The organism is Massilia sp. ST3 (assembly GCF_018119405.1).
GTDB lineage: Bacteria > Pseudomonadota > Gammaproteobacteria > Burkholderiales > Burkholderiaceae_D > Telluria.
The window spans coordinates 1-13,900 of sequence record NZ_JAGPWC010000050.1 but is presented as its reverse complement, the minus strand read 5'-3'; the positions used below and the strand labels follow the sequence as shown (position 1 = coordinate 13,900).

Here is a 13,900-nt window from a genome sequence, read left to right as displayed (position 1 = left end):
TAGCCTCAGCGCGCGGCGAGCGGCGGATAGTCGACGTAGCCGCGCGCCGCGCCACCGAAGTAGCGGCTCGGGTCGCCCATGTTCAGCGCCGCACCGGTGCGCAGGCGGCGGGGCAGGTCGGGGTTGGCGATAAAGGGCCGGCCGAAGCCGACCAGGTCCGCCCAGCCTTGACCGATGGCGTGCTCCGCCCGCGTGCGGTCGTAGTGGCCGGAATAGATCATCGCGCCCGCAAACACCATGCGCAGGGCTTCCTTGAATGCGGCCGGCATCAGGGGTGCATCGTCCCAGTCGGCCTCGGTGATGTGGAGGTAGGCGACGCCGATGTCGTCCATCAGCCTGGCCGCCGCCAGGTAGGTCGACTCCGGCGTGTCGTCGACCGCGCCCTGGGCCGTGGTGAGCGGCGAGAAGCGCACGCCGACGCGCTCGGCGCCGGTCACCGCTGCCACCGCCCGCGTCACCTCGGCCAGGAAGCGCAGCCGGTTGGCGAGCGTGCCGCCGTAGCAATCGGTACGCAGGTTGGCGCCCGAATCGATGAACTGGTTGATCAGGTAGCCGTTCGCGGCGTGCAGCTCGACGCCGTCGAAACCCGCCGCCATCGCGTTCGCGGCGGCCATGGCGAACTGCCGGACGATGTCCTTGATTTCGCCGGCCGCCAGTGCGCGCGGTGGCGAATGCTGGACCTTGCGGCCCTGCGCGGCGGCCGCGCCCAGTCGGTCCGGGTCGATGAAGACCTCCACGCCGTCCGCGACCAGCGCCGAGGGGGCCAGCGGGGCCGCGCCGCCAGGTTGCAGCGAGACATGCGACAGCCGGCCCACGTGCCACAACTGCGCAAAGATCCGCCCGCCCATCCCGTGCACCGCGGCGGTGACTGCGCGCCAGCCCTGTACCTGTTCCGCGCTGTGGATGCCCGGCGTCCACGCATACCCCTGGCCCTCGGGGCTCACCTGCGTACCCTCGGTGATGATCAGGCCGGCCGAGGCGCGCTGGCGGTAGTATTCGGCCATCAGGGGCGTCGGTACGCCGCCTTCGGCTGCCCGGGCGCGCGTCATCGGCGGCATGACGATGCGGTTAGGCAGGATCATGCCGCCCAGGCTGGACTGTTCGAACAAACGCGTGCTCATGGCGTGCCCTCCTTGCCGGTGGCGGCATGCGCACGGCGCAGCATCGGCGCGATGTCCACCGCCGCCGCCATGGCGCGGTAGCCCGCGTCGCCCGGATGCAGGTGGTCGCCCGAATCGAATGCGGCGCGCATCCGCCGTGGGTTGCCCGGGTCGCGCAGCACGGCATCGAAGTCGACGACGGCATCGAACACGCCGGCGGTGCGGATCCAGGCGTTCAGTTGCTGGCGCATGCTTTCCTTGGCGGGGCTGTAGTGGCCGGCGAAAGGCGTGCCTTCGAGCGCGCCTTCGAAGGGCGGCAGGGTGCCGGCGGTCACGCGCACGCCGCGTGCATGCGCCGCCGCGGCCAGCTGGCGGTAGCCGGCGCTGAGTTCGTCCAGGGTCACGGCGCGTTCCTGCGGTGCGAAGGGACTGCCCGGCCAGCCGATATCGTTAATGCCTAGCAGGACGATCAGGTCCGAGATACCGGGCTGGCTGAGCACGTCCTGCTCGAAGCGCGCCAGGGCACTGCGGCCCATGCCGTCCCGCAGCAGGCGCGCGCCCGAGATGCCGGCGTTGGCGACGGCGACGCCATGCGGCGCCAGGCGCTGCGCCAGGAAATCCGGCCAGCGCCGGTCCGCGTCCGGCGTCGAGCCATTCCCGTCCGTGATCGAATCGCCCAGGGTCACCATGGTGCGGCTGCCCGGCGCGGCCTCGACCAGCACGGCGTTCAGGAACAGCCGTCCTTCGACGCGGACGCCGGCCTGGCTGCTCGCGCTCCCGGCGACATTGCCCGGCAGGAGCCGGAAGCTCTGCTGGCCGCCCCAGTGGAAAGTCGACACGGCGGTGCGTTCAGGCAGGTAGCTGCTCACGCTCAGGCGCGCCAGCGGCGAGACTGGGAAGGCGAGGGCGTCGCTCGTCAGCGCCGCACCGGGCGGGATGACGGCATCGGTCTTGCCCCCGAAGCGCAGCGGCTGCGGCTGGCCCGCCTCGCCGTGCACCCTGACCTCGCCCAGCTTGAGCGGCGCGCTGCCGTAGCGGTTCGAGAACACCAGCCGGATGCGCCGTCCGCCGGTGCTCAGGCGGATGGTGTCGCGCACGGTCTGCTTGTCGAGGTAGGCAGGCACGTTCATCGGCAGGACGAAGCTGCCGTCCCAGCCGGGCTGGGGCGCCGCATACCAGGAGGTGATCCATTGTTCCTTCCCGGGCGCCTCGGCGTCCGCGAGTGCGTCGCCGCCAAAGGCGAGGGCCAGGCCGAGAAAGGCGGTCGCTGCTAAATGGGTTGTCATCGTGTTCTCCTTTAAAGTAAGCGAGTCCACGATAGGTCATTCAGAAAAGAGAATGAAGATGGTAGGATGGAAGATCGCTTATTCGAATCGGGAATGACTTGGGCATGGATACCTTGCGCGCGATGCGGACTTTCGTACGGACCGTGGAACTGGGCAGCCTGTCCTCGGCCGCGCGCGAGTACGGCACGACCCAGCCTACCGTCTCCAAGCTGCTGGCCCAGCTGGAACGCCACCTGGCCGTACGCCTGTTCGAGCGCAGCACGCGCGGCCTGACGCCCACCGAGCAGGGGCAGCGCTTCTACCGCGACGCCAAGCTGGTGCTGGAACAGTTCGACGCCGCAGTGAGCGGCGTCCAGGGAATGACGGGGCAGGCGTCGGGGCTCCTGCGTATCAATGCGCCGGTCGCGCTGGGCCAATACCGCCTGAACGCCATGGTCCAGCAGTTCCTGGCGGCGCATCCGGGCATGGAGATCGAATTGATCCTCAACGACCGTTTCGTCGACCTGGTGGAGGAGGGCGTCGATCTTGCGTTTCGCCTGGGCGGCAGCTTGCCGCCGGACGCCATCGGCCGCCACCTGGCCACGATCCCGCGCATGCTGGTGGCCGCGCCGGCCTACCTGGCGCGGCGCGGCGCGCCGGCGCAGCCCGCGGACCTGCCGGCGCACGACTTCGTGCGCTTCGCATGGACGCCGGGCGCCACGATCGACCTGTTCAGCGAGGGCGAACAGCGGCAAGTGGAAACCGCCAGCCGCTATCGCGTCAACAATGCCCTGGCCATTCGCGAAGCCCTGGCGCTCGGCAGCGGCATCGGCCTGTGTCCCGAATGGCTGGTGCGCGACCTGCTCGATAGCGGCGAGCTGGTGCGCGTGTTACCGGGGTGGTCGGCCCGGCCCCAGGATTTGTATTTGTTGTATCCGTCGCGCCAGTACCAGCCTTTGCGCACCAAGCTGTTCATCGAGTTCGCCACCGGACAACTGGCGACCTTGCCGGGGTTCGACCGAGCGGCCGCATGATTCGTCACCATTTGCAATTGTTTGCAACTTTCCATTACAGAAACCTCACGCCGCAGAGAAAAACGGTATCGTGGCGCCCATGACAGCATGTCGCTGTCCCAGTTTCAGGAGAAGAACATGTCCCTCGCCAAACCCGCCTTGTTGATCGCTTTGCTGTTCGCCTCCCAGGCCTACGCACAAGCCCCGGCCACGCCGTCGCCGGCGGTATCGACCGCAGGCAGCATGGTGATCGTCCCGGCCTTCGGCGAAGTGCGCCACGCCAACGACCAGGCCATCGTCACCTTCAGCGTCGAAGAGCACGACAAGGACAAGGCCAAGGCCGCCGAGCGCGTCAACCGCAAGATGAAGGAGGGCACCGAGATCCTGCGCAAGGCTGATCCGCGCGCCGAGTTCAAGACGATGGGCTATTTCACCTACCCGGTCTATCCGGAAAACGTGCAGCCGCCGCGCCCGGTCGATGGCGTGGCCAAGCCGCCGGTGCCGGTGGCCTGGCGCGTCGGCCAGTACCTGGAGATGAAGACGACCAGCCTGGACAGCCTGCCGAAGACCGCCGCCAGTGCGCAAAAAGTGCTGGCGATCAACGGTATCCAGTTCGGCCTGGCCCCGGCCACCGAGAAGCGCCTGGACGACCAGCGCATCGCCGCCACCTACAAGAACCTGAACGAGCGCATCGCCTCGATCGCCAACGCCATGGGCCGCAAGCTGGCCGACGCCTCGATCGAGACCGTCGATTTCGAAGGCTCGGGCAACTATGCGGGCGGTCAGGGCGACATGGCGGCGGCGCCGATGATGGCCCGTATGAGCGCCAAGCGCGAGATGGCCGATGCGATGCCGGAACCGAGCTTCGAACCGGGCGAAACTACCTTGCAGATGCGCCTGGTGGGCAAGGTCAGGTTCAAGTAAAACGGCACAATAAGGTTTTGCCAAGCGTAACGGTTCGCTAACAAGCGTTCTCCACCTCTATAATGCGGAGAACAGCCGTTTGGCGCTTACTTGAAAATTCCTTATGCCAACCTTTCCAAGAAGAAGAACACCGGGGGCCGTGCCGAAAGCACCGCGCTTCGCTCGCCTGAAGCGTTTCGGACGCCGCGCCGAAGACCGCCAGCCCGGCGAGCGCGGCCGCGGCATCTATCTGCTGCCCAACGCCTTTACCACCGCCGCGTTGTTCTGCGGCTTCTACGCCATCGTGATGGCGATGAACCAGCGCTTCGAGCACGCCTGCTGGGCCGTGTTCATCGCCATGATCCTGGATGCGCTGGACGGCCGCATCGCGCGCCTGACCAATACCCAGTCCGAGTTCGGCGCCCAGTACGATTCCCTGTCCGACATGGTGTCCTTCGGCGCCGCGCCCGCGCTCGTGATCTACGAGTGGTCGCTGCGCGGTCTGGGCAAGCTGGGCTGGATCGCCGCCTTCATCTACTGCGCCGGCGCCGCGCTGCGCCTGGCCCGTTTCAATACCAATATCGAGGTGGTCGACAAGCGCTTCTTCCAGGGCTTGCCCAGCCCGGCCGCGGCGGCCCTGGTGGTGGGCTTCATCATGATGATGACCGACCCCGACATCAACGTCAGCTCGCGCCAGGTGGACTGGGTGAGCTGGGGCATCGCCGTGTTCGCGGGCCTGACCATGGTCTCGAACGTGCCTTTCTACAGCTTCAAGGACGTCAATTTCCGCAAGTCGGTGCCCTTCATCGTGGTCTTCCTGATCGCGCTGGCGCTGGCGCTGCTGGCGATCGACCCGCCCAAGGTGCTGTGGCCGATCTTCGTGATCTACGGCCTGTCCGGCTACGTGGTGTTCGTCATGCGCCGCGCCAGGGGCCGGCCGGTGAGCATCATCCCGCTTGATGACGACCACGACGAGGAAGGTCGGCGCTAAAGAAGGCTGGGAGCGTCGCGACATTCACCCAACGTTGACTGGAGCTCCCCATGCCCGACCCGAACCGGCTCATTATTTTCGATACCACCTTGCGCGACGGCGAGCAGTCGCCAGGGGCATCGATGACGAAGGACGAGAAGGTGCGCATCGCGCGCCAGCTCGAGCGTCTGCGGGTCGACGTCATCGAGGCCGGCTTCGCGGCCGCCTCACCTGGCGACTTCGACGCGATCCGCGCGATCTCCGGCGCCGTGCGCGAATCGACCATCTGCTCGCTGTCGCGCGCCAACGACCGCGACATCGCCCGCGCCGCCGAGGCGCTCGAACCCGCCGCGCGCAAGCGCATCCACACCTTCATCGCGACTTCTCCGCTGCACATGCAGATGAAGCTGCGCATGGAGCCCGAGCAGGTGCTGGAACAGGCCAGGCTGGCCATCCGCTACGCCCGCCATCACACCGACGACATCGAGTTCTCGCCCGAGGACGGCAGCCGCTCGGACGAGGACTTCCTGTGCCGCGTGCTGGAGGCCGTGATCGCGGAAGGCGCCACCACCATCAACTTCCCCGACACGGTCGGCTACGCCGTGCCCGAGCAGTTCGGCGAACGCATCCGGCGCCTGCGCGAGCGGGTGCCGAATTCGGACAAGGCGGTGTGGTCGGTCCACTGCCACAACGACCTCGGCCTGGCAGTGGCGAATTCGCTGGCCGGCGTGATCATCGGCGGCGCGCGCCAGGTCGAGTGCACGATCAACGGCCTGGGCGAGCGGGCAGGGAACACCTCGCTCGAGGAAGTGGTGATGGCACTGCGCACGCGCCACGATTTCTACAACCTGGCCGTCGGCGTGGACACCACCCAGATCGTGCCGGCTTCGAAGATGGTCTCGCAGATCACGGGTTTCGCGGTGCAGCCGAACAAGGCGGTGGTGGGCGCCAACGCCTTCGCTCACGCCTCGGGCATCCACCAGGACGGCATCCTGAAGGCGCGTGAGACCTACGAGATCATGCGCGCCGAGGACGTGGGCTGGACCGCCAACAAGATCGTGCTCGGCAAGCTATCCGGCCGTAATGCGTTCAAGGCGCGCCTGCAGGAGCTGGGCATCGCGCTGGACTCCGAAGCCGAGGTCAACGCCGCCTTCGCCCGCTTCAAGGAGCTGGCGGACCGCAAGGCCGACATTTTTGACGAGGACATCATGGCGCTGGTGTCGGACGAGGACCGCGCCCAGGGGGCGGAGATCTACCGCTTCGTCTCCCTGTCGCAGCGCTCGGAGACGGGCGAGCTGCCGCATGCGCGCATCGTGTTCTCGATGGACGGCAAGGAAGTGGCGGCCGAGGGCAGCGGCGACGGGCCGGTGGACGCGACCATCCGGGCGATCGAAAGCGTGGTGGGGAGCGGGGCGGAGCAGGTGCTGTTTTCGATCAATGCGATCAGCAACGGGCCGGCCTCGCAGGGGGAGGTGACCATCCGCCTGGCGCATTCCGGGCGGATCGTCAACGGGGTGGGGGCGGATCCGGACATCATCGTGGCGTCGGCCAAGGCGTATCTGTCGGGATTGAACAAGCTGCAGTCGAAGGTGGAGAGGGTGAATCCGCAGGGGGTGTAGGCTAACGCTATTCTAGGTAAACTTGGGTCCCCGCCTGCGCGGGGATGACGTGCTGGAGGACGTGGACCGAATTACCGTATCTGGAATCCGCAACCTGTCAACGTCATCCCCGCGAAGGCGGGGACCCAAGTTTCGCACCGCAGCCACTAGCTCAAGCGCTCACCAAAACCGATCCTTCGGGTCATACCTCGGATCCGGCCCATTCATCATCATCCGCACGATCCCCTGCCGGTCGAAGTGCACGTGCATCAGCGAATTCCACACCCCCGCCTCCCTGTACCGGTACGACCACACCTCGTAATCGTGCATGGCCACCCGCGACACCTCCGCCGGCCGGCCCACGGTGCGCAGCACGTCCTCCTTGGTGGCCCGGTCCACCTTGATGGTCGCGAACTTTTCCCCGGTCAGCACCTGCTCGTAGGACACCAGCCGCCCATCGGCCCCGATGTGCGCCATCCAGGTGAATTGCCCCATGGGCCCGGTCGCGTATTCGAGCACCTGTTCCTCGCCGCCCCGGTAGACCGAGGTCGGCGTCCCCAGCTTGGCGTAGACGGCGTCGAGCGGGTCGCCCGGTTGCGGGACTTCGCGCATCAGCCCCGCACAGCCGCCCAGCGCCAGCACGGCGCTAAATATTGCAATCTTGATCACATTTGTCAACGCGGCACCTGCAAATCGCTTCCAAAACATCATGATGCCCCATCCAGCGGATGCAAACACTGGCTCCACGAAGCGTTTTCACCTATACTGGCGGGTCTGTCCATTCAGGGCAGGTTTTTTGATAATCACGGTGCGCTGGGTTCCGACTCTTGCACCGCATGTGAAAGGTAACATCATGACCGTAGAAAACATCAACAAAGCCGCGATCATCGCGGACAACGCACGTGGCCAGAACGACACCGGTTCGCCGGAAGTCCAGGTCGCACTGCTGACCGCACGTATCAACGAGCTGAACGGCCACTTCAAGGCACACCAGAAGGATCACCACTCGCGTCGTGGCCTGATCATGATGGTCAACCGTCGTAAGAGCCTGCTGGCTTACCTGAAGCGTACCGACGCAAACCGTTACCGCGACCTGATCGCCAAACTCGGCCTGCGTAAGTAATCGTTGCGCCAGACGGTTTAGTCACGAAATGCCTGCGCCAGTAAGCCTGACGCGGGCATTTTTTGTTTTAGCTGTCTTGTTGTTGTAATTGCAGTAAAGGCCGCCCGGTGCGGCCCGTGGTGAGGTGAACGACAGCCCCTGAAAATCTGTCGGCAAATAGAAAGGGATTACCCATGTTTAACAAAGTTACGAAAACCTTCCAGTACGGTCAGCACACGGTCACCCTGGAGACGGGTGAAATCGCGCGCCAGGCATCCGGCGCCGTCGTTGTGTCGGTCGAAGACACGGTCGTGCTGGCCACTGTGGTCGCCAAGAAGGACGCCAAGCCGGGCCAGGATTTCTTCCCGCTGACCGTCGACTACATGGAAAAAACGTACGCAGCCGGTAAGATCCCGGGCGGCTTCTTCAAGCGCGAAGGCCGTCCTTCCGAAAAAGAGACCCTGACCTCGCGCCTGATCGACCGTCCGATCCGCCCGCTGTTCCCGGAAGGCTACCTGAACGAAGTCCAGGTCATCATCCACGTCCTGTCGGTCAATCCTGAGATCGATCCGGACATCCCAGCGATGATCGGCGCCTCGGCCGCCCTGTGCATCGCCGGCATCCCGTTCAATGGCCCGATCGGCGCGGCGCGCGTCGGCTACGCGAACGGCCAGTACATCCTGAACCCGACCACCACCGAGCTGAAGACCTCGCAGATGGACCTGGTCGTGGCAGGCACCGAAACCGCCGTGCTGATGGTGGAATCGGAAGCGCAGCAGCTGTCCGAAGAAGTGATGCTGGGCGCGGTCGTCTTCGGCCACGACCAGATGAAGGTCGTGATCGATGCGATCCACGACCTGGTCGCCGATGGCGGCAAGCCGGAAGTCGAATGGGCGCCGGCGCCGAAGAACGAAGCACTGATCGCCCGCGTTGGCGAACTGGCCGGCGCCAAGGTCCGCGACGCCTACCAGACCCGCGAAAAATCGGCGCGCCAGCAGAAGCTGAAGTCGCTATCGAGCGAAGTGATGGCCGAACTGGCCGCGCAAGGCGTCGAAGCCGATGCGGCCGAAGTCGGCAACATCCTGTTCGACATGGAAGCCAAGGTCGTGCGTTCGCAGATCCTGGAAGGCGAGCCGCGTATCGACGGCCGCGACACCCGCACCGTGCGTCCGATCGCGATCCGCACCAGCGTCCTGCCGCGTACCCACGGCTCGGCCCTGTTCACCCGCGGCGAGACCCAGGCCCTCGTGGTCGCCACCCTCGGCACCGCGCGCGACAGCCAGAAGATCGACGCACTGATGGGCGAGTACACCGACGACTTCATGCTGCACTACAACATGCCTCCGTTCGCCACCGGCGAAACCGGCCGCGTGGGCACCCCGAAGCGCCGCGAAGTCGGCCACGGCCGCCTGGCCAAGCGCGCGCTGGTCGCCGCGCTGCCCAACCCGGAAGACTTCAGCTATTCGGTGCGCCTGGTCTCGGAAATCACCGAGTCGAACGGTTCGTCGTCGATGGCGTCGGTCTGCGGCGGCTGCCTGGCGCTGATGGACGCGGGCGTGCCGATGAAGGCGCACGTCGCCGGCATCGCCATGGGCCTGATCAAGGAAGGCGGCAAGTTCGCTGTCCTGACCGACATCCTGGGTGACGAAGACCACCTGGGCGACATGGACTTCAAGGTCGCCGGTACCCCGGCAGGCATCACCGCGCTGCAGATGGACATCAAGATCCAGGGCATCACCAAGGAAATCATGCAGGTGGCGCTGGCCCAGGCCAAGGAAGCGCGCCAGCACATCCTGGCCGAGATGCAGAAGGCCATGCCGACCGTGAAGACCGAGCTGTCGGACTTCGCACCGCGCCTGATCACCATCCGCATCAACCCGGAAAAGATCCGTGACGTGATCGGCAAGGGCGGCGCCGTCATCCGCGCGCTGACCGAGGAAACCGGCACCCAGATCGACATCACCGACGAAGGCGTCGTGACCATCGCGTCGGTCGATGCCGCCGCCGGCCAGGAAGCCAAGCGCCGCATCGAAGAGCTGACCGCATCGGTCGAAGTGGGCAAGACCTACGACGGCACCGTGCTCAAGCTGCTGGACTTCGGCGCCATCGTCCAGGTCATGCCGGGCAAGGACGGCCTGCTGCACATCTCGCAGATCGCCAACGAGCGCGTCAACGCCGTTGCCGACTACCTGAAGGAAGGCCAGCAAGTGCGCGTGAAGGTCCTCGAGACCGACGAGCGCGGCCGCCTGAAGCTGTCGATGAAGGCTGCCGATCCGGTGGAAGGCGCGGCGCAGTAAGCCTGCTCCGGCCTCCAGCCGCAAAAACCGCCAGTGCGTGAGCCTGGCGGTTTTTTTTGTCCGCGAAGTCAAGGCGGGCGAGGCTCGAAGATCGGATCAGTGAGCATCCACACAGTTTTCCTGGCCAGGACGTGGCATCATTCCCGAGTTTGACGGCTGCAGTCCTGGCCGTCGGCTTTCGCCCTTTCGCATGACGAAGGGCGGTCAACTCACACGTCGAAAGGACTTGCATGAAGCTTGTCATCCAGGCCGTACTGGGTCTATCGCTGTTGTCGGCGAGTCCCGCATACTCCGCTGCCACGGTGCAGCCAGCCAGCACCGCAGCGCCAAGTCCTGCCCACGTCAACGCCGTGCAGGGGCTACTCGGCGCAATGCAGATCGAGAAATTGTTGAACGGTGTCGCAGCGCGCAGCCGCTACCAGAGCGACGCGCAGCGGCAGGCCGTATTCGCCAAGCTCAAAAGAACGCCCCCTGCAGAGATTTATCAGCGCCTCGCGGCGCCGATGGCGCAGCTCATTTCCGCCGACACCGCGATCGAAATGACCCGCTTCTATAACACGCCTTATGGCAAGCAAGTCATCCACAAGAAGTACAACAGCGGCTCGCAGATCATCATGCCGGGAACGAAGCCGGTCGTTCCGCCGGAGGAAAAGAAGGAGCGCAAGCGCGCAGCCTATGTCCAGGCGAGCAAGGAACTCGCGGACGCGGAACCAGCCATCGAACGCGAAGCGTTCAAGCTGCTACAGCTGATCAACAAGGAGAAGCGCTGAAGCCAGGCGCAGGGCTTCCATCGGCAGCTTCAGCCCGGAATAGCATCGAGGCGCCGTAACAGGACCTGGACACGGGCCTCGGTTTTCGGCCCCAGCTTGCGGGCCGCTTCTGCCAGTTCGCGGATCGCCGGCTTGTGCGGCGCCAGGGCTTCGCCGCTGAAGTCGGACAGCACCACGATGGCGTTGAAGATGCCGTTTTCGTTCCCGGGGTTGGCGCGCGCATACTGGACAATGGCGCCCGCCGCGGCGGCATCGCCCCGCCAGCCACTGACCAGCTCCTGCGCCGCCCTGACCCGGGCCGAGGCCTGGGGCGCGAACAGGTCCCGGATCAGGGTGTCGACCCGCTGGGCGATCGACTGGCGCGCCGAGGCCTGGACTTCCTTGTTCTCATCCGATTGCGCGATGGTGCGCGCCAGCACGGGGCCCTGGTCGGGAAGCGCGATCAGGACAGCCTGCACGGCCAGGCGGCGTTCGTGCGGGTTGTCGCTGGTGAGCGACTTCATCAGGGTGTTGATCAGGTTGCCCTGCGCAATCTTCGTGTTCGCGTCCATCAGCGCCCGTGACTGCTCGGCGCGGCGCTCTTCGCTGGCCAGTTCTGCTTCCTTGAGACCCTGCGCGATCAGGTGGCCCGCGAGTGCGATCGCGGCGGGAATCAATATCGTCGCGATAGCGGTGACCCGATCCCACAGGGATTTTTGCGCTGCGTCGTTTGCCATGATCGCCTCCAGGGAGAACGATGGAATGTTCCTCCAAGTGGCGCGTCGGCGCAAAGGATTCAGCGCCGTTTGACAAATAAGCAACAGCGCTGCGGGTCAAGACTGGGGCGCCATCCACACAAGGTTCCACAGATGGCCATCGAGATCCTCGAAGCCCTGGTCGACCATGAAACCATGGTCCTCCGGCGGATGCGGCGTGCGTCCGCCGGCGGCAACCGCCTTGGCGATCAGGCTTCCAGTTCTTCCCGGCTTTCGCAGCTCAGGCAAATGATGGCCTCGTTCGCTTCCTTCGCCTGCACCACCGGCTTGTCGATCAGGGACCTGAAGAACGCCTCGGTCATCAGCATGACATGGATGCCGTCCACGATGTCCATGAAGACCGCATGCTCGCCGCTGAACTGCGGATTGACGCTGAAACCGAGACTGGCAAAGAAGGCCCTGGATTTGTCCAGGTCCTTGACTGGAAGGTTGACGATGATCTGCTTGTTCATGATGTCCTCGTGTGGTGCGGTGGATGGGATGACGGGTCCTGCATCCTGACGACGAACGGGGCCGGGCGAGATCGACAAGCCGGCGCAAAAAAAAACGGTCATTTCTGGCGTTATTGATTTGTAGCAAACCGCCGGTCCGTTCCCCGGTTATAAATGTACGAGGTCGCCACGCCTTCGGGAGCGCAAACGGGAATGCTGATGAGATGGATACTTGCCTGGCTGCTGGCGCTCGGCCTCCTGCATGGATGTTCGGATTACTCCGTCGAGGTCCAGATCCACGCGCTTGGCGACGAGCACTTCACGCCGCAGACCTGGGCGAAAGCCGACCAGGCCGGCCGCGGGCGCATGCTGGCCTCCTTCATGAGCCAGTATCCGCCCAACCGGCTCACCCAAGCGGCGCTCAAGGACTTGCTCGGCGAGCCCACCAGCCGCACGGGCCGGGATGAGGAGCTCGCCTACCTGGTCGGCCCGGTGCGCGTCGAGAGCCAGTACGGCAAGGGCTATCTCCTGATCTTCACGATCGACCGGCAGACAGGGAAGGTGATCCAGGTCCGCATCGTTCCGCCCGTCACACGCATCTAGCCATTCGCCGGCCGGATCTGGTCGATCGCGCGGCCTATAGCCACGCCGGGTTTTTTCGTGCACACTGTGGGCGCGGCCTGTCCGCGTCCGTGCCGAACCGGGAATCCGATGAAACGCCTGTTGATCATACTGCTGCTCGCGATCCTGCCTCTCCAGGCGGCGTGGGCTGCCGCATGCGCGTGCTGCGTCGGCGAGGAGGGCAAGGCCGTCCAGCAAAGCAGCCAGGCGGCGGACCAGCAACAGCAAACCCCCGGCGATGACGGCGATACGGACAAGCCCTGCTGCGACGGCGGCTGCGACGCCTGCCACCACCTGTCCGCCAGCGCGATCCCGTCCGCCAATCCCGACCTGCCGCTGCCGAAAGGCGCGCCGCATTTGCGCGGCACGGTGCGGCGCTACGTCTCGCACATTCCCGACCTGATTCCGCCGCCCGACCGGCCGCTCCGCGCCTGACCCGGCGGGAGGCCTGCATCGTTCACGCCGCTTCGCGCGGCGACTGGCGCCCGCCGAACCTTGACCTGTTCGGAGCCACACCATGACATTCCTGTTCAAGCCGCTCGTGCTGGCGGCAACCCTGTTCGCGACCGTCCCGGCGCCGGCCGCGGCGCAGCCTGCATCGCCCTTGAGCCTGGCCGACGCCATCGAACGCGCCCTGCAGGCGAATCCCCGCCTGCGCGCCGCCGCCGGCGAGCTCGCGGCCCAGCAGGGCGCACTCGCCCAGGCCGGCAGCCTGCCGAATCCGGAGCTCGAGCTGCTGCGCGAGGGCGAGCGGCGCGAGAGCCGCACCACCACCGCCCAGCTGAGCATCCCGTTCGAACTGGGCGGCAAGCGCGCCGCCCGGGTCGATGCGGCGCGCCAGGAGCGTGGGCTGGCGACCCTGGCGCTGGCCGAGCTGCGCGTGCAGCTGCGCGCCGACACCACCGCCGCCTTCTACGAGCTGGCCGCCGCCATCGAGCGCCACCGCATGGCGCAGGAACTGGCGGCCCTGGCCGCACGCGCCACTGACATCGCCGCCAGGCGCGTCGAGGCGGGCAAGGCGCCGCCGGTCGATGCGACCCGCGCCCGCGTGGCCCAGGCCGGCGCCCGGATCGAG

Annotated in this window: 14 protein-coding genes and 1 pseudogene; 10 read left to right on the top strand and 5 right to left on the bottom strand. The window is 66.0% G+C overall.

The window, feature by feature from the left end; all coding sequences use genetic code 11:
* Nucleotides 1–5: 5 nt before the first annotated feature.
* Nucleotides 6–1,121 (bottom strand): alkene reductase, encoded by a 1,116-nt coding sequence (locus tag KBW98_RS16475; protein ID WP_211521241.1) that lies wholly within the window; start codon nt 1,119–1,121, stop codon nt 6–8.
* The gene (locus KBW98_RS16470) at nt 1,118–2,386 is read right to left on the bottom strand and encodes an SGNH/GDSL hydrolase family protein (protein ID WP_211521240.1); all 1,269 of its coding nucleotides are present in this window, start codon (nt 2,384–2,386) and stop codon (nt 1,118–1,120) included. Before KBW98_RS16470 ends, KBW98_RS16475 begins: the two co-directional genes overlap by 4 nt.
* 104 nt (nt 2,387–2,490) lie before the next feature.
* Here KBW98_RS16470 and KBW98_RS16465 point away from each other — a divergent pair, with 104 nt between their 5' ends.
* The 4 genes from KBW98_RS16465 to KBW98_RS16450 all read left to right on the top strand — a co-directional run bounded on the left by KBW98_RS16465 (nt 2,491) and on the right by KBW98_RS16450 (nt 6,870).
* Nucleotides 2,491–3,399, top strand: a complete 909-nt coding sequence (locus tag KBW98_RS16465; protein ID WP_211521239.1) for a LysR family transcriptional regulator — start codon at nt 2,491–2,493, stop codon at nt 3,397–3,399.
* 117 nt (nt 3,400–3,516) lie between these two features.
* Entirely contained in the window at nt 3,517–4,302 is a 786-nt protein-coding gene (locus tag KBW98_RS16460) for an SIMPL domain-containing protein (RefSeq protein WP_211521238.1), read from the top strand.
* A 103-nt stretch (nt 4,303–4,405) separates the two neighbouring features.
* Nucleotides 4,406–5,272, top strand: a complete 867-nt coding sequence (pssA, locus tag KBW98_RS16455) for a CDP-diacylglycerol--serine O-phosphatidyltransferase (protein ID WP_211521237.1) — start codon at nt 4,406–4,408, stop codon at nt 5,270–5,272.
* A gap of 50 nt (nt 5,273–5,322) precedes the next feature.
* Nucleotides 5,323–6,870 (top strand): 2-isopropylmalate synthase, encoded by a 1,548-nt coding sequence (locus KBW98_RS16450; RefSeq protein ID WP_211521236.1) that lies wholly within the window; start codon nt 5,323–5,325, stop codon nt 6,868–6,870.
* A 159-nt stretch (nt 6,871–7,029) separates the two neighbouring features.
* On the opposite strand, the gene KBW98_RS16445 is transcribed toward KBW98_RS16450, so the two are convergent.
* Nucleotides 7,030–7,560 carry a hypothetical protein gene (locus tag KBW98_RS16445; protein ID WP_307727606.1) on the bottom strand — a complete coding sequence of 177 codons (531 nt, stop codon included), beginning with the start codon at nt 7,558–7,560 and terminating at the stop codon, nt 7,030–7,032.
* Nucleotides 7,561–7,702: 142 nt separating this feature from the next.
* Between KBW98_RS16445 and rpsO the strand changes: the two genes are divergently transcribed.
* From rpsO to KBW98_RS16430, 3 genes are all read left to right on the top strand, one after another.
* Nucleotides 7,703–7,972, top strand: coding sequence for a 30S ribosomal protein S15 (rpsO, locus tag KBW98_RS16440; protein ID WP_211521235.1), 270 nt, complete (start codon nt 7,703–7,705; stop codon nt 7,970–7,972).
* A 173-nt stretch (nt 7,973–8,145) separates the two neighbouring features.
* Nucleotides 8,146–10,248, top strand: coding sequence for a polyribonucleotide nucleotidyltransferase (pnp, locus tag KBW98_RS16435; protein ID WP_211521234.1), 2,103 nt, complete (start codon nt 8,146–8,148; stop codon nt 10,246–10,248).
* A gap of 230 nt (nt 10,249–10,478) precedes the next feature.
* On the top strand, nt 10,479–11,018 hold the full coding sequence (locus KBW98_RS16430) for a hypothetical protein (protein ID WP_211521233.1): 540 nt from the start codon (nt 10,479–10,481) through the stop codon (nt 11,016–11,018).
* 29 nt (nt 11,019–11,047) lie between these two features.
* Here KBW98_RS16430 and KBW98_RS16425 read toward each other — a convergent pair whose 3' ends face one another.
* Together KBW98_RS16425 and KBW98_RS16420 are read right to left on the bottom strand one after the other, a co-directional pair.
* Nucleotides 11,048–11,734, bottom strand: a complete 687-nt coding sequence (locus tag KBW98_RS16425) for a hypothetical protein (RefSeq protein ID WP_211521232.1) — start codon at nt 11,732–11,734, stop codon at nt 11,048–11,050.
* 96 nt (nt 11,735–11,830) lie between these two features.
* Nucleotides 11,831–12,225: pseudogene (locus tag KBW98_RS16420) on the bottom strand (VOC family protein).
* A 198-nt stretch (nt 12,226–12,423) separates the two neighbouring features.
* On the opposite strand from KBW98_RS16420, the gene KBW98_RS16415 reads away from it, so the two are divergent.
* The 3 genes from KBW98_RS16415 to KBW98_RS16405 all read left to right on the top strand — a co-directional run.
* Nucleotides 12,424–12,807, top strand: a complete 384-nt coding sequence (locus KBW98_RS16415; protein ID WP_211521231.1) for a hypothetical protein — start codon at nt 12,424–12,426, stop codon at nt 12,805–12,807.
* A 108-nt stretch (nt 12,808–12,915) separates the two neighbouring features.
* A complete protein-coding gene (locus KBW98_RS16410; protein ID WP_211521230.1) occupies nt 12,916–13,260 on the top strand; it encodes a hypothetical protein in 345 nt (114 codons plus the stop codon).
* A gap of 82 nt (nt 13,261–13,342) precedes the next feature.
* Nucleotides 13,343–13,900 (top strand): TolC family protein (locus KBW98_RS16405; RefSeq protein WP_211521229.1); only part of this gene is annotated, 558 nt, incomplete at its 3' end.